This window comes from Pseudomonas sp. LAMO17WK12:I5 (assembly GCF_900215165.1).
In the GTDB taxonomy this organism is placed as follows: Bacteria; Pseudomonadota; Gammaproteobacteria; order Pseudomonadales; family Pseudomonadaceae; genus Aquipseudomonas; species Aquipseudomonas putida_A.
This window is the reverse complement of the sequence record NZ_OBDS01000010.1, coordinates 17,568-37,942: the sequence shown is the minus strand read 5'-3', so window position 1 is coordinate 37,942 and position 20,375 is coordinate 17,568. Positions and strand designations below refer to the sequence as shown.

Annotated in this window: 34 protein-coding genes, 3 tRNA genes and 1 rRNA gene; all 38 read right to left on the bottom strand. The window is 54.5% G+C overall.

Features of this window, described 5'->3' with window-relative positions:
• Nucleotides 1-13: 13 nt before the first annotated feature.
• Nucleotides 14-478: a bacterioferritin gene (gene bfr, locus CRO59_RS18520; protein ID WP_003228714.1), complete on the bottom strand. Its 465-nt coding sequence runs from the start codon at nt 476-478 to the stop codon at nt 14-16.
• 150 nt (nt 479-628) lie between these two features.
• Nucleotides 629-2,083, bottom strand: coding sequence for a catalase (locus CRO59_RS18515; RefSeq protein ID WP_097089412.1), 1,455 nt, complete (start codon nt 2,081-2,083; stop codon nt 629-631).
• Nucleotides 2,084-2,322: 239 nt separating this feature from the next.
• Nucleotides 2,323-2,709, bottom strand: a complete 387-nt coding sequence (gene rplQ / locus CRO59_RS18510) for a 50S ribosomal protein L17 (protein WP_003176402.1) — start codon at nt 2,707-2,709, stop codon at nt 2,323-2,325.
• 42 nt (nt 2,710-2,751) lie between these two features.
• The gene (gene rpoA / locus CRO59_RS18505) at nt 2,752-3,753 is read right to left on the bottom strand and encodes a DNA-directed RNA polymerase subunit alpha (RefSeq protein ID WP_003186012.1); all 1,002 of its coding nucleotides are present in this window, start codon (nt 3,751-3,753) and stop codon (nt 2,752-2,754) included.
• Between the two features lie 22 nt (nt 3,754-3,775).
• Nucleotides 3,776-4,396 (bottom strand): 30S ribosomal protein S4, encoded by a 621-nt coding sequence (gene rpsD / locus CRO59_RS18500; protein ID WP_003176404.1) that lies wholly within the window; start codon nt 4,394-4,396, stop codon nt 3,776-3,778.
• An 18-nt stretch (nt 4,397-4,414) separates the two neighbouring features.
• A complete protein-coding gene (gene rpsK, locus CRO59_RS18495; protein WP_002555466.1) occupies nt 4,415-4,804 on the bottom strand; it encodes a 30S ribosomal protein S11 in 390 nt (129 codons plus the stop codon).
• A 30-nt stretch (nt 4,805-4,834) separates the two neighbouring features.
• Nucleotides 4,835-5,191, bottom strand: coding sequence for a 30S ribosomal protein S13 (gene rpsM / locus CRO59_RS18490; RefSeq protein ID WP_008374135.1), 357 nt, complete (start codon nt 5,189-5,191; stop codon nt 4,835-4,837).
• A gap of 130 nt (nt 5,192-5,321) precedes the next feature.
• Nucleotides 5,322-5,438, bottom strand: a complete 117-nt coding sequence (gene rpmJ, locus CRO59_RS18485) for a 50S ribosomal protein L36 (RefSeq protein WP_002555468.1) — start codon at nt 5,436-5,438, stop codon at nt 5,322-5,324.
• A 27-nt stretch (nt 5,439-5,465) separates the two neighbouring features.
• Complete coding sequence (gene secY / locus CRO59_RS18480) at nt 5,466-6,794, bottom strand: preprotein translocase subunit SecY (protein WP_003228718.1); 1,329 nt, start codon at nt 6,792-6,794, stop codon at nt 5,466-5,468.
• Nucleotides 6,795-7,232 carry a 50S ribosomal protein L15 gene (rplO, locus tag CRO59_RS18475; protein ID WP_003228720.1) on the bottom strand — a complete coding sequence of 146 codons (438 nt, stop codon included), beginning with the start codon at nt 7,230-7,232 and terminating at the stop codon, nt 6,795-6,797.
• A 3-nt stretch (nt 7,233-7,235) separates the two neighbouring features.
• The gene (gene rpmD, locus CRO59_RS18470; RefSeq protein ID WP_003176408.1) at nt 7,236-7,412 is read right to left on the bottom strand and encodes a 50S ribosomal protein L30; all 177 of its coding nucleotides are present in this window, start codon (nt 7,410-7,412) and stop codon (nt 7,236-7,238) included.
• Nucleotides 7,413-7,414: 2 nt separating this feature from the next.
• Entirely contained in the window at nt 7,415-7,915 is a 501-nt protein-coding gene (rpsE, locus tag CRO59_RS18465; protein ID WP_003176409.1) for a 30S ribosomal protein S5, read from the bottom strand.
• 3 nt (nt 7,916-7,918) lie between these two features.
• Entirely contained in the window at nt 7,919-8,269 is a 351-nt protein-coding gene (gene rplR / locus CRO59_RS18460; protein WP_003186037.1) for a 50S ribosomal protein L18, read from the bottom strand.
• 10 nt (nt 8,270-8,279) lie between these two features.
• Complete coding sequence (rplF, locus tag CRO59_RS18455) at nt 8,280-8,813, bottom strand: 50S ribosomal protein L6 (protein WP_007966176.1); 534 nt, start codon at nt 8,811-8,813, stop codon at nt 8,280-8,282.
• A gap of 12 nt (nt 8,814-8,825) precedes the next feature.
• A complete protein-coding gene (rpsH, locus tag CRO59_RS18450) occupies nt 8,826-9,218 on the bottom strand; it encodes a 30S ribosomal protein S8 (protein ID WP_007966178.1) in 393 nt (130 codons plus the stop codon).
• A 209-nt stretch (nt 9,219-9,427) separates the two neighbouring features.
• A complete protein-coding gene (gene rpsN / locus CRO59_RS18445) occupies nt 9,428-9,733 on the bottom strand; it encodes a 30S ribosomal protein S14 (RefSeq protein ID WP_003228726.1) in 306 nt (101 codons plus the stop codon).
• A 13-nt stretch (nt 9,734-9,746) separates the two neighbouring features.
• On the bottom strand, nt 9,747-10,286 hold the full coding sequence (rplE, locus tag CRO59_RS18440; protein WP_003210069.1) for a 50S ribosomal protein L5: 540 nt from the start codon (nt 10,284-10,286) through the stop codon (nt 9,747-9,749).
• A 20-nt stretch (nt 10,287-10,306) separates the two neighbouring features.
• Nucleotides 10,307-10,621, bottom strand: a complete 315-nt coding sequence (gene rplX / locus CRO59_RS18435; protein WP_003186046.1) for a 50S ribosomal protein L24 — start codon at nt 10,619-10,621, stop codon at nt 10,307-10,309.
• An 11-nt stretch (nt 10,622-10,632) separates the two neighbouring features.
• Nucleotides 10,633-11,001 (bottom strand): 50S ribosomal protein L14, encoded by a 369-nt coding sequence (gene rplN, locus CRO59_RS18430; protein WP_002555479.1) that lies wholly within the window; start codon nt 10,999-11,001, stop codon nt 10,633-10,635.
• A 23-nt stretch (nt 11,002-11,024) separates the two neighbouring features.
• Nucleotides 11,025-11,291, bottom strand: coding sequence for a 30S ribosomal protein S17 (rpsQ, locus tag CRO59_RS18425; protein ID WP_003194644.1), 267 nt, complete (start codon nt 11,289-11,291; stop codon nt 11,025-11,027).
• 2 nt (nt 11,292-11,293) lie between these two features.
• Nucleotides 11,294-11,485, bottom strand: coding sequence for a 50S ribosomal protein L29 (gene rpmC / locus CRO59_RS18420; protein WP_002555481.1), 192 nt, complete (start codon nt 11,483-11,485; stop codon nt 11,294-11,296).
• The gene (gene rplP / locus CRO59_RS18415) at nt 11,485-11,898 is read right to left on the bottom strand and encodes a 50S ribosomal protein L16 (RefSeq protein WP_003228729.1); all 414 of its coding nucleotides are present in this window, start codon (nt 11,896-11,898) and stop codon (nt 11,485-11,487) included. The genes rpmC and rplP overlap by 1 nt, the downstream gene beginning before the upstream one ends.
• A 12-nt stretch (nt 11,899-11,910) precedes the next feature.
• Nucleotides 11,911-12,597: a 30S ribosomal protein S3 gene (gene rpsC, locus CRO59_RS18410; RefSeq protein ID WP_003176422.1), complete on the bottom strand. Its 687-nt coding sequence runs from the start codon at nt 12,595-12,597 to the stop codon at nt 11,911-11,913.
• A gap of 13 nt (nt 12,598-12,610) precedes the next feature.
• Nucleotides 12,611-12,943: a 50S ribosomal protein L22 gene (rplV, locus tag CRO59_RS18405; protein ID WP_003103908.1), complete on the bottom strand. Its 333-nt coding sequence runs from the start codon at nt 12,941-12,943 to the stop codon at nt 12,611-12,613.
• 11 nt (nt 12,944-12,954) lie between these two features.
• Nucleotides 12,955-13,230 (bottom strand): 30S ribosomal protein S19, encoded by a 276-nt coding sequence (gene rpsS, locus CRO59_RS18400; RefSeq protein WP_003228731.1) that lies wholly within the window; start codon nt 13,228-13,230, stop codon nt 12,955-12,957.
• A gap of 16 nt (nt 13,231-13,246) precedes the next feature.
• Nucleotides 13,247-14,071: a 50S ribosomal protein L2 gene (gene rplB, locus CRO59_RS18395; RefSeq protein WP_003228734.1), complete on the bottom strand. Its 825-nt coding sequence runs from the start codon at nt 14,069-14,071 to the stop codon at nt 13,247-13,249.
• A gap of 14 nt (nt 14,072-14,085) precedes the next feature.
• Entirely contained in the window at nt 14,086-14,385 is a 300-nt protein-coding gene (rplW, locus tag CRO59_RS18390) for a 50S ribosomal protein L23 (protein ID WP_002555488.1), read from the bottom strand.
• On the bottom strand, nt 14,382-14,984 hold the full coding sequence (gene rplD, locus CRO59_RS18385) for a 50S ribosomal protein L4 (protein WP_003228735.1): 603 nt from the start codon (nt 14,982-14,984) through the stop codon (nt 14,382-14,384). Before rplD ends, rplW begins: the two co-directional genes overlap by 4 nt.
• A gap of 12 nt (nt 14,985-14,996) precedes the next feature.
• Nucleotides 14,997-15,632, bottom strand: a complete 636-nt coding sequence (gene rplC / locus CRO59_RS18380; protein WP_003228738.1) for a 50S ribosomal protein L3 — start codon at nt 15,630-15,632, stop codon at nt 14,997-14,999.
• Nucleotides 15,633-15,712: 80 nt separating this feature from the next.
• On the bottom strand, nt 15,713-16,024 hold the full coding sequence (gene rpsJ / locus CRO59_RS18375; protein ID WP_003186070.1) for a 30S ribosomal protein S10: 312 nt from the start codon (nt 16,022-16,024) through the stop codon (nt 15,713-15,715).
• Nucleotides 16,025-16,182: 158 nt separating this feature from the next.
• Complete coding sequence (tuf, locus tag CRO59_RS18370; RefSeq protein WP_024014521.1) at nt 16,183-17,376, bottom strand: elongation factor Tu; 1,194 nt, start codon at nt 17,374-17,376, stop codon at nt 16,183-16,185.
• Nucleotides 17,377-17,460: 84 nt separating this feature from the next.
• Nucleotides 17,461-17,536: transfer RNA gene (locus CRO59_RS18365), tRNA-Thr, on the bottom strand.
• Nucleotides 17,537-17,562: 26 nt separating this feature from the next.
• Nucleotides 17,563-17,636, bottom strand: a tRNA-Gly gene (locus tag CRO59_RS18360).
• 24 nt (nt 17,637-17,660) lie between these two features.
• Nucleotides 17,661-17,745 (bottom strand) — tRNA-Tyr (locus tag CRO59_RS18355).
• 142 nt (nt 17,746-17,887) lie between these two features.
• The gene (locus CRO59_RS18350; RefSeq protein WP_027614313.1) at nt 17,888-18,325 is read right to left on the bottom strand and encodes a hypothetical protein; all 438 of its coding nucleotides are present in this window, start codon (nt 18,323-18,325) and stop codon (nt 17,888-17,890) included.
• A gap of 7 nt (nt 18,326-18,332) precedes the next feature.
• Nucleotides 18,333-19,082, bottom strand: a complete 750-nt coding sequence (locus tag CRO59_RS18345; RefSeq protein ID WP_027614312.1) for a pantothenate kinase — start codon at nt 19,080-19,082, stop codon at nt 18,333-18,335.
• Nucleotides 19,072-20,025 carry a bifunctional biotin--[acetyl-CoA-carboxylase] ligase/biotin operon repressor BirA gene (birA, locus tag CRO59_RS18340; RefSeq protein ID WP_027614311.1) on the bottom strand — a complete coding sequence of 318 codons (954 nt, stop codon included), beginning with the start codon at nt 20,023-20,025 and terminating at the stop codon, nt 19,072-19,074. The genes CRO59_RS18345 and birA overlap by 11 nt, the downstream gene beginning before the upstream one ends.
• Nucleotides 20,026-20,157: 132 nt before the next feature.
• Nucleotides 20,158-20,273, bottom strand: a 5S ribosomal RNA gene (rrf, locus tag CRO59_RS18335).
• Nucleotides 20,274-20,375: the final 102 nt, after the last annotated feature.

Sequence of the window (20,375 nt, the reverse complement as noted above, 5' to 3'; positions counted from 1 at the left end):
TGTGTCTGTGCAATCAGGTGTGAGATTGCAGGTAATTCTCGAGACCGATGAGCTTGATCAGGCCCAACTGCTTTTCCAGCCAGTAGGTGTGATCTTCTTCAGTGTCGTTGAGCTGAACACGCAGGATTTCGCGACTGACATAATCCTTGTGCTGCTCGCACAACTCAATGCCTTTGCACAGAGCGGCGCGGACTTTGTACTCGAGACGCAGATCTGCTTCGAGCATCTCCGGGACGGTGGTGCCGACGTCGAGATCGTCCGGGCGCATGCGCGGTGTGCCTTCGAGCATCAGGATCCGGCGCATCAGTGCGTCGGCGTGACCGGCCTCTTCTTCCATCTCGTGGTTGATTCGTTCGTAGAGCTTGGTGAAACCCCAGTCCTCATACATCCGCGAGTGAACAAAATATTGGTCACGCGCGGCCAGTTCGCCGGTCAGCAACGTGTTGAGGTAATCGATTACGTCTGGGTGGCCTTGCATCGCCCTACATCTCCCTGCTTGAAAGTCTGTAGTTTGAACCAAGCTGACCGGAAGGTCACCCCGTTTCGCGCAATAAAAGCGAAGATATTCTGAGAAAACCAGCCTAAATAACGCAAAAACCGCCCCAATGAGGGCGGTTCTGCTTCTCGTTTAGACTTCGTTAAGCTGTACGTCGAGCAGCTTTGCGATTGCTTCTCCATACGCCGGATCGGCCTTATAGAAATGCTGCAACTGACGATCAACCACATCAGGTGAAACACCGCTCATGGCGCCGGCGATATTGCTGACCAGCAAGGCTTTCTGCTCGTCGCTCATCAGACGGAACAGCGCACCGGCGTGGCTGTAGTAATCGGTGTCTTCGCGATGATCGTAACGGTCAGCAGCACCACTCAATGCCAGTGCAGGCTCGGCGTAGTGCGGAGCTTGCTTCGGTGATTCAATGTAGCTGTTCGGTTCGTAGTTAGGTGCTGCACCACCATTGCTGCCGAAGGCCATCGAGCCGTCGCGCTGGTACGTATTCACCGGGCTGCGCGGCGCATTCACCGGTAATTGTTGGTGGTTTGTGCCCACGCGATAGCGATGTGCATCGGCGTAGGCGAACACGCGGCCTTGCAGCATGCGATCCGGCGACAGACCGACACCTGGCACCATGTTGCTCGGACCGAATGCGGCTTGCTCGACCTCGGCAAAGTAGTTCAGCGGGTTGCGGTTCAGCTCCAGTTCGCCGACTTCGATCAGCGGAAACTCCTTTTGCGACCAGGTCTTGGTCACGTCGAACGGGTTCTCATAGTGCGCTGCAGCCTGAGCCTCGGTCATGATCTGAATGCATACGCGCCATTTCGGGAAGTCGCCACGCTCGATGGCTTCGAACAGATCACGCTGAGCGTAATCCGGATCGGTACCCGCCAGGCGCGCAGCATCGGCCGGTGCCAGGTTCTTGATGCCTTGCTTGGTTTTGTAGTGCCACTTCACCCAGTGACGCTCACCTTTTGCATTGATCAGACTGTAGGTGTGGCTGCCGAAGCCGTGCATGTGACGGTAGCCATCGGGAATGCCGCGATCCGAAAACAGAATGGTCACTTGATGCAGTGCTTCCGGCGAATGCGACCAGAAGTCCCACATCATCTGGGCGCTTTTCAGGTTGCTCTGCGGCAGACGTTTCTGCGTGTGGATAAAGTCGGGAAACTTCAGTGGATCACGAATGAAGAAAACAGGGGTGTTGTTGCCAACGATGTCCCAGTTGCCCTCTTCGGTGTAGAACTTGAGGGCGAACCCACGTGGATCACGTTCAGTGTCAGCCGAGCCACGTTCGCCGCCTACAGTGGAGAAGCGCAAGAACGTTGGCGTTTGCTTGCCCACGGCCTCAAACAGTTTGGCGCTGGTGTATTCGGTGATATCACGGGTCACGATGAACGTACCGTAAGCACCCGAGCCCTTGGCGTGCACGCGGCGCTCAGGAATGTTTTCACGGTTGAAATGGGCAAGCTTCTCGATCAGATGAAAATCGTCGAGCAGCAGCGGGCCACGGGGGCCGGCGGAGCGAGAATTCTGGTTATCGGCGACAGGTGCGCCACTGGCGGTCGTAAGCGTTTTGATCTGGCTCATACGGTCTTCTTCCTCTGTCAGTCTTGAAACTGCCGGCTAATCGGCTTGCTGGGAAGTATTGATCATCGATGAGACACCTACAAATTCATTAACTTGCAGTCATCGATAGATAATTACTAATTATGTTTCCCTGCACATAGTGGCAACACAACAATGTCAGAAGCTTGTACGAACAGCGCATTTCTTGCGGGCACAAAAAACCGGGCACTAGGCCCGGTTTTTCGTTTCAGACTGACGTCTTACTCGGCGGATACAGCTTCGCCAGCAGTAGCACGATCAACCAACTCGACGTACGCCATAGGCGCGTTGTCGCCAGCGCGGAAGCCGCACTTGAGGATGCGCAGGTAGCCACCCTCACGGGTAGCGTAACGCTTGCCCAGGTCGTTGAAGAGCTTACCAACGATAGCTTTCGAACGAGTACGGTCGAAAGCCAGACGGCGGTTAGCCAGGCTGTCTGTCTTGGCCAGAGTGATCAGCGGCTCGGCAACGCGGCGCAGTTCTTTGGCTTTTGGCAGAGTAGTCTTGATCAGCTCGTGCTCGAACAACGACACCGCCATGTTCTGGAACATGGCCTTGCGGTGCGAGCTGGTGCGGCTCAGGTGACGCCCACTTTTACGATGACGCATGGTTCATTCCTTACCAAACACTACGTTCGGTGATTACGACGATCAGGCAGTCGCCTTGTCGTCCTTCTTAAGACTTGCAGGCGGCCAGTTGTCGAGGCGCATGCCGAGGGACAGACCGCGGGAGGCCAGAACGTCCTTGATTTCAGTCAAGGATTTCTTGCCCAGGTTCGGAGTCTTCAACAGCTCTACTTCGGTACGCTGAATCAGGTCGCCGATGTAGTAGATGTTTTCCGCCTTAAGGCAGTTAGCCGAACGTACAGTCAGTTCCAGATCGTCAACCGGGCGAAGCAGGATCGGATCGATCTCGTCTTCCTGCTCGACAACCACTGGCTCACTGTCACCTTTGAGGTCGACGAACGCAGCCAACTGCTGTTGCAGGATGGTTGCAGCGCGGCGGATAGCCTCTTCAGGATCCAGGGTACCGTTGGTTTCCAGATCAATAACCAGCTTGTCCAGGTTGGTACGCTGCTCGACACGGGCGTTTTCCACCACGTATGCGATACGGCGAACCGGGCTGAACGAAGAGTCGAGCTGCAAGCGACCAATGCTGCGGCTTTCGTCTTCATCGCTCTGACGCGAGTCGGCTGGTTCATAACCACGACCACGAGCTACGGTGAGCTTCATGTTCAGGGCGCCGTTAGACGCCAGGTTAGCGATTACGTGATCGGGGTTAACGATCTCGACATCATGATCCAGCTGAATATCGGCAGCGGTAACCACCCCCGAACCCTTCTTCGACAAGGTCAGCGTAACTTCGTCACGACCGTGCAGCTTGATGGCCAGACCTTTAAGGTTCAACAGGATTTCAATTACGTCTTCCTGTACACCTTCGATGGCGCTGTACTCGTGGAGCACACCGTCAATCTCGGCCTCGACTACTGCGCAGCCGGGCATTGAGGACAACAGGATGCGGCGCAGCGCGTTGCCCAGGGTGTGGCCAAAACCACGCTCGAGAGGCTCGAGAGTGATCTTGGCGCGGGTTGGACTGACAACCTGCACATCAATGTGGCGGGGTGTCAGGAACTCATTTACCGAAATCTGCATGGATGCACCTATTTTCTAGCCCTTACTTGGAGTAGAGCTCGACAATCAGGCTTTCGTTGATGTCGGCGGACAGATCACTGCGAGCAGGAACGTTCTTGAAAACGCCCGACTTCTTCTCAGTGTCTACTTCTACCCATTCTACGCGGCCACGTTGGGCACACAGATCGAGAGCTTGGACAATGCGAAGTTGGTTTTTTGCTTTCTCGCGAACTGCGACCACGTCACCAGCACGAACCTGATACGACGGAACGTTTACGGTCTGACCGTTAACGCTGATCGACTTGTGCGATACCAGCTGACGGGATTCGGCACGAGTCGAACCAAAGCCCATACGGTATACAACGTTGTCCAGACGGCATTCGAGCAGTTGCAGCAGGTTTTCACCGGTTGCACCTTTCTTGCCAGCAGCTTCTTTGTAGTAGCCGCTGAACTGACGCTCGAGAACGCCGTAGATACGACGAACCTTCTGCTTTTCACGCAGTTGGGTGCCGTAGTCGGACTGGCGACCGCGGCGTTGGCCGTGGATACCAGGTGCTGCTTCAATGTTGCACTTCGATTCGATCGCGCGCACGCCGCTCTTCAGGAAGAGATCGGTGCCTTCGCGACGAGCGAGTTTGCATTTTGGACCAATGTAACGAGCCATTCTTTACAATCTCCTGGATTACACGCGGCGCTTCTTCGGCGGACGGCACCCGTTGTGCGGGATTGGCGTCACGTCGGTGATGCTGGCGATCTTGTAGCCACAGCCGTTCAAAGCGCGGACTGCGGATTCACGACCTGGACCTGGACCCTTGACGTTAACGTCGAGGTTTTTCAGGCCGTATTCCAGCGCAGCTTGACCAGCACGCTCAGCAGCTACTTGAGCAGCGAACGGAGTGGACTTGCGGGAACCGCGGAAACCCGAACCACCGGAGGTAGCCCAGGAAAGAGCGTTACCTTGACGGTCGGTAATGGTCACGATGGTGTTGTTAAAAGAAGCATGGATGTGGGCGATGCCATCAACCACTGTCTTTTTAACTTTTTTACGAGGACGAGCAGCAGGTTTTGCCATGATTAAATTCCTGTCGATTCGCTGGGGCGATTACTTGCGGATCGGCTTACGCGGACCTTTACGGGTACGCGCGTTGGTCTTGGTACGCTGACCGCGTACTGGAAGACCGCGACGATGACGCAGACCGCGATAGCAACCGAGGTCCATCAAGCGCTTGATTTTCATGTTGATTTCGCGACGCAGGTCACCTTCAGTGGTGAACTTCGCCACTTCGCCACGCAGCTGTTCAATTTGCTCGTCGCTCAGATCTTTGATCTTTGCTGCTGGGTTTACCCCAGTGTCTGCACAGATTTTCTGCGCAGTAGTGCGACCGACACCATAGATGTAGGTCAGCGAGATAACAGTATGCTTGTTATCTGGAATGTTAACGCCTGCAATACGGGCCATTCAGTGGGACTCCAATTGACAGCTACCTACGCCCCGGAAGCCAAGAAATAGGGCGCGAGATAATATCGCTGTAATAACAAATAATCAACCCGGCAGCGCACTAGCTGCCGGGCTTGAAGCACAATCACACTCAGCCTTGGCGCTGTTTGTGACGCGGTTCCGCGCTGCAAATTACTCGAACAACACCTTCGCGGCGAATAATCTTGCAGTTACGGCACAGCTTTTTCACCGATGCACGAACTTTCATCACCAACTCCTCGAACCTTATGGGTACTCAGCGCAACATGCCGCTGCCGTAACCCTTCAGGTTGGCTTTCTTCATCAGGGATTCGTACTGGTGCGAAACGAGGTGCGATTGTACTTGGGACATGAAGTCCATCACAACCACGACCACGATCAGCAACGAGGTCCCGCCAAGGTAGAACGGAACGTTTGCTGCAACCACCAGGAATTGGGGCAACAGGCACACGGCCGTCATGTAAAGAGCACCGAACATGGTCAAGCGAGTCAGAACGCCATCAATATAGCGTGCAGACTGCTCACCTGGACGGATGCCCGGAATAAAGGCACCGGACTTCTTCAGGTTTTCCGCTACGTCTTTCGGATTGAACATCAACGCCGTATAGAAGAAGCAGAAGAAAATAATCCCTGCACTAAACAGCAGAATATTCAACGGCTGACCAGGAGCGATCGACTGCGAGATGTCCTGCAACCAGCCCATACCTTCAGACTGACCAAACCAGGCACCCAACGAAGCCGGGAACAGCAAAATGCTGCTCGCGAAAATAGCCGGAATAACACCGGCCATGTTCACCTTCAGCGGCAAGTGGCTTGTCTGCGCAGCAAAAACCTTGCGGCCCTGCTGACGCTTGGCGTAGTGAACAGCGATACGACGCTGGCCACGCTCAATGAACACCACGAAACCGATAATCGCTACTGCCAGCAAACCGATGGCAACCAAGGCGAAGATATTGATATCACCCTGACGCGCAGACTCGAAAGACTGCCCTATTGCTCTCGGAAGACCGGCGACGATACCCGAAAAAATCAACATCGAGATACCGTTGCCTACACCACGCTCAGTAATCTGCTCACCCAGCCACATCATGAACATCGCACCAGCCACAAAAGTGGATACCGCGACGAAATGGAAGCCAAAGTCACCAGTGAACGCAACGCCCTGCCCCGCCAGACCAATGGACATGCCAATAGCCTGAACGAGAGCGAGGACGACGGTGCCGTAGCGGGTGTACTGGCTGATCTTGCGACGGCCAGCTTCACCTTCCTTCTTCAACTGCTCCAGCTGCGGGCTGACGGCGGTCATCAGTTGCATGATGATCGATGCCGAAATGTACGGCATGATCCCCAGTGCAAAGATGCTCATCCGTTCCAGCGCGCCGCCGGAGAACATGTTGAACAAGCTAAGAATGGTCCCCTCATTCTGTCGAAACAGGTCTGCGAGTCGGTCCGGGTTGATACCTGGAACCGGGATGTGTGCGCCTATTCGGTAGACGATAATCGCCAGGAACAGAAAACGCAGACGAGCCCAGAGTTCAGACATACCGCCTTTGCCGAGCGCAGAGAGAGCACCTTGCTTAGCCATTTATTCCTCGAACTTGCCGCCAGCTGCTTCGATAGCCGCACGCGCACCTTTGGTGGCGCCGATTCCCTTGCCGATAGTGACAGCGCGAGTCACTTCACCGGACAGCATGATTTTCACACGCTGTACGTTGACGTTGATCACGTTGGCATCTTTCAGGGACTGCACGGTGACGATGTCGCCTTCCACTTTGGCCAGCTCGGACAGACGCACTTCTGCGCGGTCCATGGCTTTCAGGGAAACGAAACCGAACTTCGGCAGGCGACGATGCAGCGGCTGTTGACCGCCTTCAAAGCCTGGAGCAATAGTGCCACCGGAGCGGGAGGTTTGACCTTTGTGGCCACGGCCACCAGTCTTACCCAAACCGCTACCGATACCACGGCCCGGACGATGCTTTTCGCGACGGGAACCCGGCGCTGGACTCAGATCATTGAGTTTCATCGATTAACCCTCGACACGCAGCATGTAGTAAGCCTTGTTGATCATCCCGCGATTCTCGGGAGTATCCTGGACTTCTACAGTGTGACCGATGCGACGCAGACCCAGACCCTTAACGCACAGTTTGTGGTTAGGGATGCGGCCGGTCATGCTTTTGATCAGCGTAACTTTAACGGTAGCCATGATCAGAAGATCTCCTTGACAGTCAGGCCACGCTTGGCAGCGATGGACTCAGGAGATTGCATGGCTTTCAGACCTTTGAAAGTGGCGTGAACCACGTTTACCGGGTTAGTCGAGCCGTAGCACTTGGCCAGAACGTTCTGAACGCCAGCAACTTCGAGGACAGCACGCATAGCGCCGCCAGCGATGATACCGGTACCTTCAGAAGCAGGCTGCATGTACACCTTCGAAGCGCCGTGAGCGGACTTCATTGCGTACTGCAGGGTAGTGCCGTTCAGGTCAACTTGAATCATGTTGCGGCGAGCAGCTTCCATTGCCTTCTGGATCGCAGCAGGCACTTCACGCGACTTGCCACGGCCGAAGCCAACACGCCCTTTACCATCACCAACCACGGTCAACGCGGTGAAAGTGAAGATACGGCCGCCTTTAACGGTTTTGGCTACGCGGTTAACTTGAACCAGCTTCTCAATGTAGCCTTCGTCGCGCTTTTGGTCGTTATTTGACATAACTTAGAACTCCAGCCCAGCTTCACGAGCAGCATCAGCCAGCGCTTTAACGCGGCCATGGTACTTGAAGCCAGAGCGGTCGAAAGCCACTTGCGAGACGCCAGCGGCCTTAGCACGCGTAGCGACCAGCTGGCCAACCTTTGTGGCCGCGTCGATGTTGCCAGTGGCGCCATCACGCAGTTCTTTATCCAAAGTCGAGGCGCTTGCCAGGACTTTGTTGCCGTCGGCCGAGATGACCTGGGCGTAGATGTGCTGCGACGAGCGGAACACGCAGAGACGCACGACTTCGAGTTCGTGCATTTTCAGGCGTGCTTTGCGAGCGCGACGCAGTCGAGTAACTTTTTTGTCGGTCATTTGCTATGCCCTACTTCTTCTTGGCTTCTTTACGACGGACGACTTCGTCCGCGTAGCGCACACCTTTGCCTTTGTACGGCTCTGGTGGACGGAAGTCGCGGATCTCAGCGGCCACTTGACCTACCAGCTGTTTATCGATGCCCTTGATCAGGATATCGGTCTGGCTAGGAGTCTCAGCGGTGATGCCTTGCGGCAGTTCGTAATCCACTGGGTGCGAGAAGCCAAGAGCCAGGTTCAGCACCTGACCTTTTGCTTGCGCTTTGTAACCAACACCGACCAGCTGGAGCTTGCGCTCGAAGCCTTGGCTTACGCCTTGGACCATGTTGTTTACCAACGCACGCGTGGTACCGGCCATTGCGCGAGTCTGTTGATCGCCATTGCGAGCAGCGAAACGCAGCTCACCAGCTTCTTCAACGATCTCAACGGACGAATGGATGTTCAGTTCAAGAGTACCCTTGGCACCCTTCACCGAAAGCTGTTGGCCTGCGAATTTTACTTCGACACCGGCTGGCAGCTTAACGGGGTTCTTAGCGACGCGAGACATGCTTATCCCCCCTTAGAACACAGTGCAAAGAACTTCGCCGCCGACACCGGCAGCGCGCGCAGCACGATCCGTCATCACACCTTTGTTGGTGGAGACGATAGACACGCCAAGACCGCCACGAACTTTCGGCAGATCTTCAACGGACTTGTACTGACGCAGGCCTGGACGACTAACGCGCTTCACTTCCTCGATGACCGGACGGCCTTCGAAGTATTTCAGCGAGATGGACAACGACGGCTTAGCGTCGGTGGTGATCTGAAAATCCGCGATGTAACCTTCGTCCTTCAGGACTTTTGCTACAGCCACCTTCAACGTGGAAGACGGCATGCTTACGACAGACTTTTCAGCCATCTGGGCATTACGGATTCGAGTTAGCATGTCCGCTAACGGGTCCTGCATACTCATGGGCTAGACGCTCCTAATACAGAAAAATTAGCCTTGCGGCTACTACATGTCGCCGAGAAACTCCGGGCATGAAAAACACGGGCTCAGGCGAGCCGGTCATTCTAGACACACCCCAGAAATGAATCAAGCCCCAAAAGGGGCTTGATTCAGATTCAAGGCCACCGATGGTCAGGTTCTTGCGAACCCGACCATCAAGGCTTTGACAGCGATTACCAGCTGGCTTTAACCAGACCTGGAACGTCACCACGCATTGCCGCTTCACGCAGTTTGTTACGGCCCAGGCCGAACTTGCGGTAAACGCCGTGCGGACGACCAGTCAGGCGGCAACGGTTACGCATGCGCGAAGCGCTTGCGTCACGTGGTTGCTTCTGCAGAGCTACGGTAGCTTCCCAACGCGCTTCTGGACTTGCGTTCAGATCAACGATGATAGCTTTCAGCGCTGCACGCTTGGTGGCGTACTTGGCAACAGTGAGCTGACGCTTCAGCTCACGGTTTTTCATGCTCTTCTTGGCCATTTTCCTACTCCAATCAGTTGCGGAACGGGAATTTGAAAGCACGCAGCAGAGCGCGGCCTTCATCATCGTTCTTGGCAGTGGTGGTCAGGGTAATGTCCAGACCGCGGAGAGCATCGATCTTGTCGTAGTCGATTTCCGGGAAAATGATCTGCTCTTTCACGCCCATGCTGTAGTTGCCACGACCATCGAAGGACTTGGCATTCAGGCCGCGGAAGTCGCGAACCCGAGGCAGGGAGATCGACAGCAGACGATCCAGGAACTCGTACATACGCTCACGGCGCAGAGTCACTTTGACGCCGATCGGCCATCCTTCACGGACTTTAAAGCCAGCAATGGATTTACGAGCGTAGGTCACAACGACTTTTTGGCCGGTGATCTTTTCCAGGTCAGCAACAGCGTGCTCGATGACTTTTTTGTCGCCGATCGCTTCGCCCAGACCCATGTTCAGGGTGATTTTGGTAACGCGCGGAACTTCCATCACGTTCGAAAGCTTAAGTTCTTCCTTAAGTTTCGGAGCGATTTCCTTCCGGTAAATCTCTTTTAGTCGTGCCATGGTCTTCTACCTAGCAGTGTTCAAGCATCAACCGCTTTTTGGGTCGACTTGAAGACACGAATTTTCTTACCGTCTTCTACTTTGAAACCAACGCGGTCAGCCTTGTTGGTTTCGCCGTTGAAGATGGCGACGTTGGAAGCGTGCAGTGGCGCTTCTTTCTCGACGATACCGCCCTGTACGCCCGACATCGGGTTAGGCTTGGTATGACGCTTGACCAGGTTCAGACCACCAACAACCAGACGGTTGTCAGCAAGAACCTTCAGCACCTTACCGCGCTTACCTTTGTCTTTGCCGGCGATCACGATGATCTCGTCGTCACGACGAATCTTTTGCATGTCGGATCTCCTTACAGCACTTCTGGGGCGAGCGAGACGATCTTCATGAACTTCTCAGTACGAAGTTCACGGGTCACTGGCCCAAAGATACGGGTGCCGATCGGCTCTTGCTTGTTGTTCAGAAGAACAGCAGCGTTGCCATCAAAGCGGATAATGGAGCCATCAGCACGACGTACGCCGTGACGAGTGCGGACTACAACAGCAGTCATCACTTGGCCTTTTTTCACTTTACCGCGAGGAATTGCTTCCTTGACGGTAACTTTGATGATGTCACCGATACCAGCGTAACGACGATGGGAGCCACCCAGCACCTTGATGCACATAACGCGGCGAGCGCCGCTGTTATCGGCCACATCGAGCATGGATTGAGTCTGAATCATATAATTTCTCCGACCCCTAGCCCTTAGACTTCCACAGCGCGTTCGAGAACATCAACCAGCGCCCAAGACTTGGTCTTGGCCATCGGACGAGTTTCACGAATAGTGACTTTGTCGCCGATGTGGCACTGATTGGTTTCGTCGTGCGCGTGCAGCTTAGTCGAACGCTTAACGTATTTACCGTAGATCGGGTGCTTAACGCGACGCTCGATCAGAACGGTGATGGTTTTGTCCATCTTGTCGCTGACAACACGGCCAGTCAGCGTACGGACAGTTTTTTCGGCTTCAGCCATGATCACTTACCTGCCTGCTGGTTGAGCACAGTCTTCACGCGAGCGATGTCACGCTTAACTTGCGAGAGCAGATGAGACTGCCCCAACTGGCCAGTTGCTTTCTGCATACGCAGATTGAACTGGTCGCGCAGCAAGCCGAGCAGTTGCTCGTTCAGCTGCTGTGCGGATTTTTCACGAAGTTCATTCGCCTTCATCACATCACCGTCCGTTTAACAAAGGAGGTGGCGAGCGGCAGCTTTGCAGCAGCCAGGGCGAAAGCCTCACGCGCCAGCTCTTCAGAAACACCCTCGATTTCATACAGGACTTTGCCTGGCTGAATCTGGGCAACCCAGTACTCCACGTTACCCTTACCTTTACCCATACGAACCTCGAGAGGTTTCTTGGAGATCGGCTTGTCCGGGAATACACGGATCCAGATCTTGCCACCACGTTTTACGTGACGGGTCAGAGCACGACGCGCTGACTCGATCTGACGAGCGGTGAGACGACCACGAGCAACAGACTTCAGCGCGAACTCGCCGAAGCTGACTTTGCTACCGCGCAGTGCCAGACCACGGTTGTGGCCGGTCATCTGCTTGCGGAACTTCGTACGCTTTGGTTGCAACATTTGGCGTACCCCTTACTTAGCAGCTTTTTTACGAGGCGCTGGTGCTTGTGGTTTCAGCTCTTCTTGGCGACCACCAATTACTTCGCCTTTGAAGATCCAAACCTTTACACCGATCACACCGTAGGTGGTGTGAGCTTCGTAGTTGGCATAGTCGATGTCGGCACGCAGGGTGTGCAGTGGCACACGACCTTCGCGATACCATTCAGTACGTGCGATTTCAGCACCGCCGAGACGACCGCTCACTTGGATTTTGATGCCTTTGGCACCAATGCGCATGGCGTTCTGTACTGCGCGCTTCATAGCGCGACGGAACATTACACGACGCTCCAGCTGCTGAGCTACGCTCTGCGCAACCAGCATACCGTCGAGCTCCGGCTTGCGGATCTCTTCGATATTGATGTGCACAGGCACACCCATTTGCTTGGTCAGGTCCTGACGCAGTTTCTCAACATCTTCACCTTTCTTCCCGATAACGATACCTGGACGAGCGGTGTGGATGGTGATGCGTGCAGTTTGGGCCGGACGATGGATATCGATACGGCTTACGGACGCGCTTTTTAGTTTGTCTTGGAGATACTCACGCACTTTCAGATCTGCGAACAAGTAGTCCGCATAAGTCCGACCGTCTGCGTACCAGACGGAGGTGTGCTCCTTGACGATTCCCAGGCGAATGCCAATGGGATGTACTTTCTGACCCATCTCTTCGACTCCGTTACTTGTCAGCAACCTTGACAGTGATATGGCAAGACCGCTTGACGATGCGATCAGCACGGCCTTTGGCACGTGGCATGATGCGCTTCAGCGAACGCCCTTCGTTGACGAAAACGGTGCTGACCTTCAGGTCATCAACGTCTGCGCCTTCGTTATGCTCGGCGTTGGCTACGGCCGACTCCAGCACTTTCTTCATGATCTCGGCGGCTTTCTTACTGCTGAAAGCCAACAGGTTGAGCGCTTCGCCCACCTTCTTCCCGCGGATCTGGTCGGCGACCAAGCGGGCTTTCTGGGCGGAGATTCGAGCGCCCGACAACTTAGCGGCTACTTCCATTTCCTTACCCCTTAACGCTTGGCTTTCTTGTCAGCCACGTGCCCACGATAAGTGCGGGTACCGGCGAACTCGCCCAGTTTATGGCCAACCATGTCTTCGTTCACGAGAACTGGGACGTGCTGACGGCCGTTGTGTACTGCGATGGTCAGACCGACCATTTGTGGCAGGATCATCGAACGACGCGACCAAGTCTTAATTGGTTTGCGATCGTTCTTTTCCGCCGCCACTTCGATCTTCTTCAGTAGGTGAAGATCAATAAAAGGACCTTTTTTCAGAGAACGTGGCACTGTCGTATCCCTCTATTTACTTGCGACGACGGACGATCATTTTGTCGGTACGCTTATTACCACGAGTCTTCGCGCCCTTAGTCGGGAAGCCCCATGGCGATACCGGATGACGACCACCAGAGGTACGACCTTCACCACCACCATGTGGGTGGTCAACCGGGTTCATGGCAACACCACGAACGGTTGGGCGAACGCCACGCCAGCGTTTGGCACCAGCTTTACCCAGCGAACGCAGGCTATGCTCGGAGTTCGAGACTTCGCCCAGGGTCGCACGACATTCAGCCAGGACTTTACGCATTTCACCGGAACGCAGACGCAGGGTAACGTACACGCCTTCACGAGCGATCAGCTGAGCCGAAGCACCAGCGGAACGAGCGATCTGTGCGCCTTTACCTGGCTTCAGTTCGATGCCGTGTACGGTAGAACCGACTGGAATGTTGCGCAGTTGCAGAGCGTTGCCTGGCTTGATTGGAGCCAGAGCGCCTGCGATCAGCTGGTCGCCAGCACTCACGCCTTTAGGGGCGATGATGTAGCGACGCTCGCCGTCTGCGTAGCAGAGCAGTGCAATGTGAGCAGTACGGTTTGGATCGTATTCGATACGCTCGACAGTGGCGACGATGCCATCTTTGTCGTTGCGACGGAAATCGACCATACGGTAATGCTGCTTATGACCACCACCGATGTGACGAGTGGTAATACGGCCATTGTTGTTACGACCACCAGTCTTCGATTTTTTCTCGAGCAGCGGTGCGTGAGGAGCGCCTTTATGCAGCTCCTGGTTGACCACCTTGACCACAAAACGGCGGCCAGGGGAAGTCGGTTTGCATTTAACGATTGCCATGATGCACCCCTTCCTTACTCAGCACTGCTGCTGAAATCGAGATCTTGGCCTGGCTGAAGGGAGATAACTGCCTTCTTCCAGTCATTACGCTTGCCCAGACCGCGAGCAGTGCGCTTGCTCTTACCCAGAACGTTCAGGGTAGTGACGCGCTCTACTTTCACGCTGAACAGGCTTTCGACGGCCTTCTTGATTTCCAGCTTGGTTGCATCAGTAGCAACCTTGAAAACGAACTGGCCTTTCTTGTCTGCCAGAACCGTAGCCTTCTCGGAAACGTGCGGGCCAAGCAGAACTTTAAATACGCGTTCCTGGTTCATCCCAGCAGCTCCTCGAATTTCTTCACGGCCGACACGGTGATCAACACCTTGTCGTATGCGATCAGACTAACTGGATCGGAACCTTGCACGTCACGTACATCTACGTGTGGCAGGTTACGAGCAGCCAGGTACAGGTTCTGATCAACAGCGTCCGACACGATGAGAACATCGGTCAGGCTCATGTTGTTCAGCTTGCCCAGCAGATCTTTGGTTTTCGGAGTTTCAACAGCGAAATCCTGAACCACGACCAGACGATCAGTACGCACCAGCTCAGCAAGGATGGAACGCATTGCTGCGCGATACATCTTCTTGTTCAGCTTCTGGGAGTGATCCTGTGGACGAGCTGCGAAAGTGGTACCGCCGCCACGCCAGATTGGGCTACGGATAGTACCGGCACGAGCACGGCCAGTACCTTTCTGACGCCATGGGCGCTTACCGCCACCACGAACGTCGGAACGGGTCTTTTGCTGCTTGCTACCTTGACGGCCGCCGGCCATGTAGGCCACGACTGCTTGGTGAACCAGCGTCTCGTTGAACTCGCCGCCAAATGTCAGTTCGGAAACTTCGATCGCTTGAGCGTCATTTACATTTAATTGCATGTCAGCTTCCCCTTAACCGCGAGCCTTGGCTGCTGGACGTACAACCAGGTTGCCGCCAGTAGCGCCAGGAACAGCGCCCTTGACCAACAACAGATTGCGTTCAGCGTCCACGCGCACTACTTCCAGGGACTGCACGGTCACGCGCTCAGCGCCCATATGACCGGACATTTTTTTGCCCTTGAATACACGACCAGGAGTCTGGCACTGGCCGATAGAGCCTGGGACGCGGTGGGATACGGAGTTACCGTGGGTGTTATCTTGCCCGCGGAAATTCCAACGCTTGATCGTACCCTGGAAGCCTTTACCCTTGGACTGACCGGTTACATCAACCAGTTGACCAGCGGCGAAGATTTCAGCGTTGATCAGATCGCCAGCCTGGTACTCGCCTTCTTCAAGACGGAATTCCATGGTGGTGCGACCAGCGGCAACGTTCGCTTTAGCGAAGTGACCAGCTTGAGCTGCTGTTACACGCGAAGCACGACGCTCGCCGACAGTGACTTGCACTGCACGATAGCCATCGGTCTCTTCAGTTTTGAACTGGGTGACGCGATTCGGCTCGATCTCAATGACCGTGACCGGAATGGAGACACCTTCTTCGGTGAAAATACGGGTCATACCGCATTTACGACCGACTACACCAATAGTCATGTTGTAAACCTCATGAGTGTACGGGGCTTTCACCCGCTATGGCCGCCCATTTCAGAGCGTTACACGACCAAGACCGAGTCTTAGCCGAGGCTGATCTGCACTTCCACACCGGCCGCAAGATCAAGCTTCATAAGAGCATCAACGGTTTTATCCGTTGGCTGGACGATGTCCAGAACGCGCTTATGAGTGCGGATTTCGTACTGGTCACGCGCGTCTTTGTTGACGTGCGGGGAAACCAGAACGGTGAACCGCTCTTTACGGGTAGGCAGTGGAATTGGACCACGCACTTGAGCACCAGTACGTTTCGCGGTTTCCACGATTTCCTGGGTTGATTGGTCGATCAGGCGATGGTCGAAAGCCTTCAACCTGATACGGATTTGCTGATTTTGCATTGGATTTCAGACTCCGGCTGCTATTCCCACCGGGCGCAATACGCCCGTTAAAAGGAGGCGCAATTCTATAGACGCCCCAGATAGGTGTCAACCCAATAAAAAAGCCCCCGCTGAGCGGGGGCTTTTTCACTTCATCAAGCAGACTCTATAAAAGAGAATTACTCGATGATTTTGGCTACGACGCCAGCGCCGACGGTACGACCGCCTTCACGGATAGCGAAACGCAGACCGTCTTCCATCGCGATGGTTTTGATCAGGGTAACAGTCATCTGAATGTTGTCACCTGGCATTACCATTTCAACGCCTTCTGGCAGCTCGCAGTTACCAGTCACGTCAGTAGTACGGAAGTAGAACTGTGGACGGTAGCCTTTGAAGAACGGAGTGTGACGACCGCCTTCTTCCTTGCTCAGAACGTAAACTTCTGCGGTGAACTTGGTGTGCGGTTTAACCGAACCTGGCTTAACCAGAACCTGACCACGCTCAACGTCGTCACGCTTGGTACCACGCAGCAGAACGCCGCAGTTCTCGCCAGCACGACCTTCGTCGAGCAGCTTGCGGAACATCTCAACACCGGTGCAGGTGGTGGTAGTGGTGTCACGCAGACCAACGATTTCCAGTGCATCTTGAACGCGAACGATACCGCGCTCGATACGACCAGTCACAACAGTACCGCGACCCGAGATCGAGAATACGTCTTCGATTGGCATCAGGAATGGCTTGTCGATCATACGAACTGGTTCTGGGATGTAGGTATCCAGAGTTTCAACCAGCTTACGAACGGCAGTGGTGCCCATTTCGTTGTCGTCTTTGCCTTCCAGCGCCATACGAGCCGAACCGATGATGATCGGAGTGTCGTCGCCTGGGAAGTCATAGGTGGACAGCAGGTCGCGAACTTCCATCTCAACCAGCTCCAGCAGCTCAGCGTCGTCTACCAGGTCAGCCTTGTTCAGGAAAACCACGATGTACGGAACGCCTACCTGACGGGACAGCAGGATGTGCTCACGGGTTTGTGGCATCGGACCATCAGCGGCCGAGCAAACCAGGATCGCGCCGTCCATCTGGGCAGCACCGGTGATCATGTTCTTCACGTAGTCAGCGTGACCTGGGCAGTCAACGTGAGCGTAGTGACGAATAGTCGAGTTGTACTCAACGTGAGCGGTGTTGATGGTGATACCGCGAGCTTTTTCTTCTGGAGCGCTGTCGATCTTGTCGAATTCAACTACGGCCGAACCGAAAACTTCGGAGCAGACGCGAGTCAGAGCAGCGGTCAGAGTGGTTTTACCGTGGTCAACGTGACCAATGGTCCCTACGTTGACGTGGGGCAGGGAACGATCAAATTTTTCCTTAGCCATCGATAACACCCTCAACAGAAGAATTAGACGAACGATATCTACCATTAAAACAAAGGCAGATATTTTCATATCTGCCTTGTTATATGGAGCTCTTGAGCGGATTTGAACCGCTGACCTCACCCTTACCAAGGGTGTGCTCTACCAACTGAGCTACAAGAGCGTAACACTTTGCACAACCTGCAAACTTGGAGCGGGTAGCGGGAATCGAACCCGCATCATCAGCTTGGAAGGCTGAGGTTCTACCACTAAACTATACCCGCGGAGCTTGCAGCTCACGCTAAAAATGGTGGAGGGGGAAGGATTCGAACCTTCGAAGTCGTAGACGTCAGATTTACAGTCTGATCCCTTTGGCCGCTCGGGAACCCCTCCTAAGCGAGCCGGCATTCTATACTATGCCGACCTTCTGTCAAGCATTTTCTCATTAAAAACCTGAGGTTAGCTGCGTTGACACCGCTCCGCTTTGACAACCTGTTTAGGTGTTCGCTGTGGAGCGGGCGCCATTCTATGCAAACTATTCCAGCGGTGCAACCCCCTCACACAGCATTATTTTATGTTTTAACTCATTGAATTCCTTGGAAAGGTTCTGCAACTGCACATCCCCCAATAAACGCTGGCTCTCGGGCGCAATGCGCAACCAATATCCAGGCTCGGGAAGATCCTTTTGCGATGCCTGAACCTTCACACTCATGCCCGCTAGACGCATCTGTAGCGCGGAAAGGCTGCTTTCTTGAGTCAAACCACCCAAAAACAGACACTCCTGTCCGGCATGGCGCGCGCCTTGCACTCCCGCCGAGTCACCAGTCGCCTCACTCAATAAGCGAATATCTTGCTGGGACCCGCGGTACATGCTGAGAGGAGTGACATCTTTTGCACGCAAGGGCGCCTCCTGCTGATGCCAGACGTAATAGAACACATTGAGAACAACGAGCAGCAGGAACAACCAACGCATACAAACCTCAAGTTAAAGGACACGCCATCGCCAACCCTACAAATACCAGGTCAGGGACGATCCGAGCATCAGGCACGACGTCCGCCACCAATCCAGCATCGCCACCGGTAATAAAGACAGCAAAGCGCTCCCCCCAATAGGATCGAGCCATTTCCATCTGGGTCAGAACGAAACCTCTCAACATTAAAGAGCACCCTCGCTCCACCGCCTCGACGGTACTGCGCCCCGGAGCATGGCTCGTCAACGCTTTTTCGGCAGCCAAGTCCCCATAACGGATTTTCCGGGTATGTGTACGTAATTGGTTACGCATCAAGGGCATCCCTGGGCAAATGAATCCTCCAAGGTGCTCTCCTTCGGCATTAATAAAATCGGCTGTCACAGCAGTGCCGAAATCCAGAATCAGACAGGCGCCGGCAGCCAGATGAAAGCCACCGAGCATCGCCAACCAGCGATCCAGCCCCAAGCGTTCATAGTCGTCATAGCCATTCCTGACACCAGACATCTCACTGGCCGACTTTGCGCAAACGACCGAGATGCCGAACGTCTGCTCGAGAATTCGGGTGAGCGCAGCAGTTTCTTCGCTGGTTCTTACGCTGACCAACCGACATTTGCGCAACGACAGGCTCTCAAATGCACACAAGCTATCCACCAGAGCCTGATCCGAGTCGACAACACCTTCCGCGAAAAGACCACCAGCAGCCGTATTCAATACGCGCCACTTGATAAAGCTATTCCCACAGTCGAGCTCAAGAATCATCACGCAACCTCAGACTGAGCTCACCACCACTAAATACTTTTTCCACGCCGTCCACCTTCAAGCGCAGCGCACCCTGGCTATCAATACCAAGCACTACGCCTTCTATATGACTAACGCCCGCAACCAAAGAAACCGGGCGACCTTGCCACATGTGATCCTTTTCCCATTCCTCCTGGAACGCAGAGAAACCATGGACCTGATGACGCTGGATATAACCGCGCAGTTGGTCGCTCAGCTCAGCCACCAAGACGTTGCGATCGCAGGTTTGACCCGTCTCGAGTCGAATTGACGTCCATTGCTGGTCAACTTCCTCAGCAACCTGCATGTTCACATTAATGCCTATACCCAGCACCACATGGCAAACATCTGCCGGATCCCCTACTAGCTCAAGAAGAATACCGGCGATTTTCTTGTTCCCGACCAGCACATCGTTGGGCCACTTCAATCCTGCGCCCGCCACCCCCAGCTTTCGCAGGGCATGCATAACAGCCAAACCGACCACCAGACTCAAGCCCTCAAGCTGGCGCATGCCACCTTCAATGCGCAGGACCAGGCTGTAGTAGAGATTTTCAGCAAAAGGGCTTACCCATTTGCGGCCTCTGCGACCGCGACCGGAAATCTGTCGTTCGGCCAATACCAGAAACGGCGCCGCTCGACCCTGATTGATCGCGCGAAGCGCCTCTGCGTTAGTGGAATCGATGGAATCAAAGACTGTAATCGGCCAAACCGCTGCTAAGGCACTAATCTTCAGGGGGTCGAGGAGCGTCAAGGGTGCAGCCAGTTGATAGCCTCTGCCACGGACTTTGTTTATGGACAACCCGAGCTCAGCCTCAAGATGCTGAAGCTGCTTCCACACCGCACTTCGACTGATTCCCAGGGTAACCCCCAGAGCCTCGCCGGAATGGAATCGACCATCCTTTAATAGATTCAACAACGTCAGCATGCAGGTCTCGCCTCACAATGAGGTCCGAATAATAGCCATGAGCCGGGCGATTGCATAGAAATCAAGCGCACCACTTTCCTGCGGGCAAAACAAAACCCCAACTGCTTTCGCAATTGGGGTTTCGGAATTTAATCTTGACGATGACCTACTCTCACATGGGGAAACCCCACACTACCATCGGCGATGCATCGTTTCACTTCTGAGTTCGGGATGGGATCAGGTGGTTCCAACGCTCTATGGTCGTCAAGAAATTCGGGTACTGACTCGTGACCAACTGGCCTCGCTTCAGCAAATCGGGTATGTGATACAGGTGTTTGTGAGCATCGCGAACTTTCGGTTCATTGCGTCTT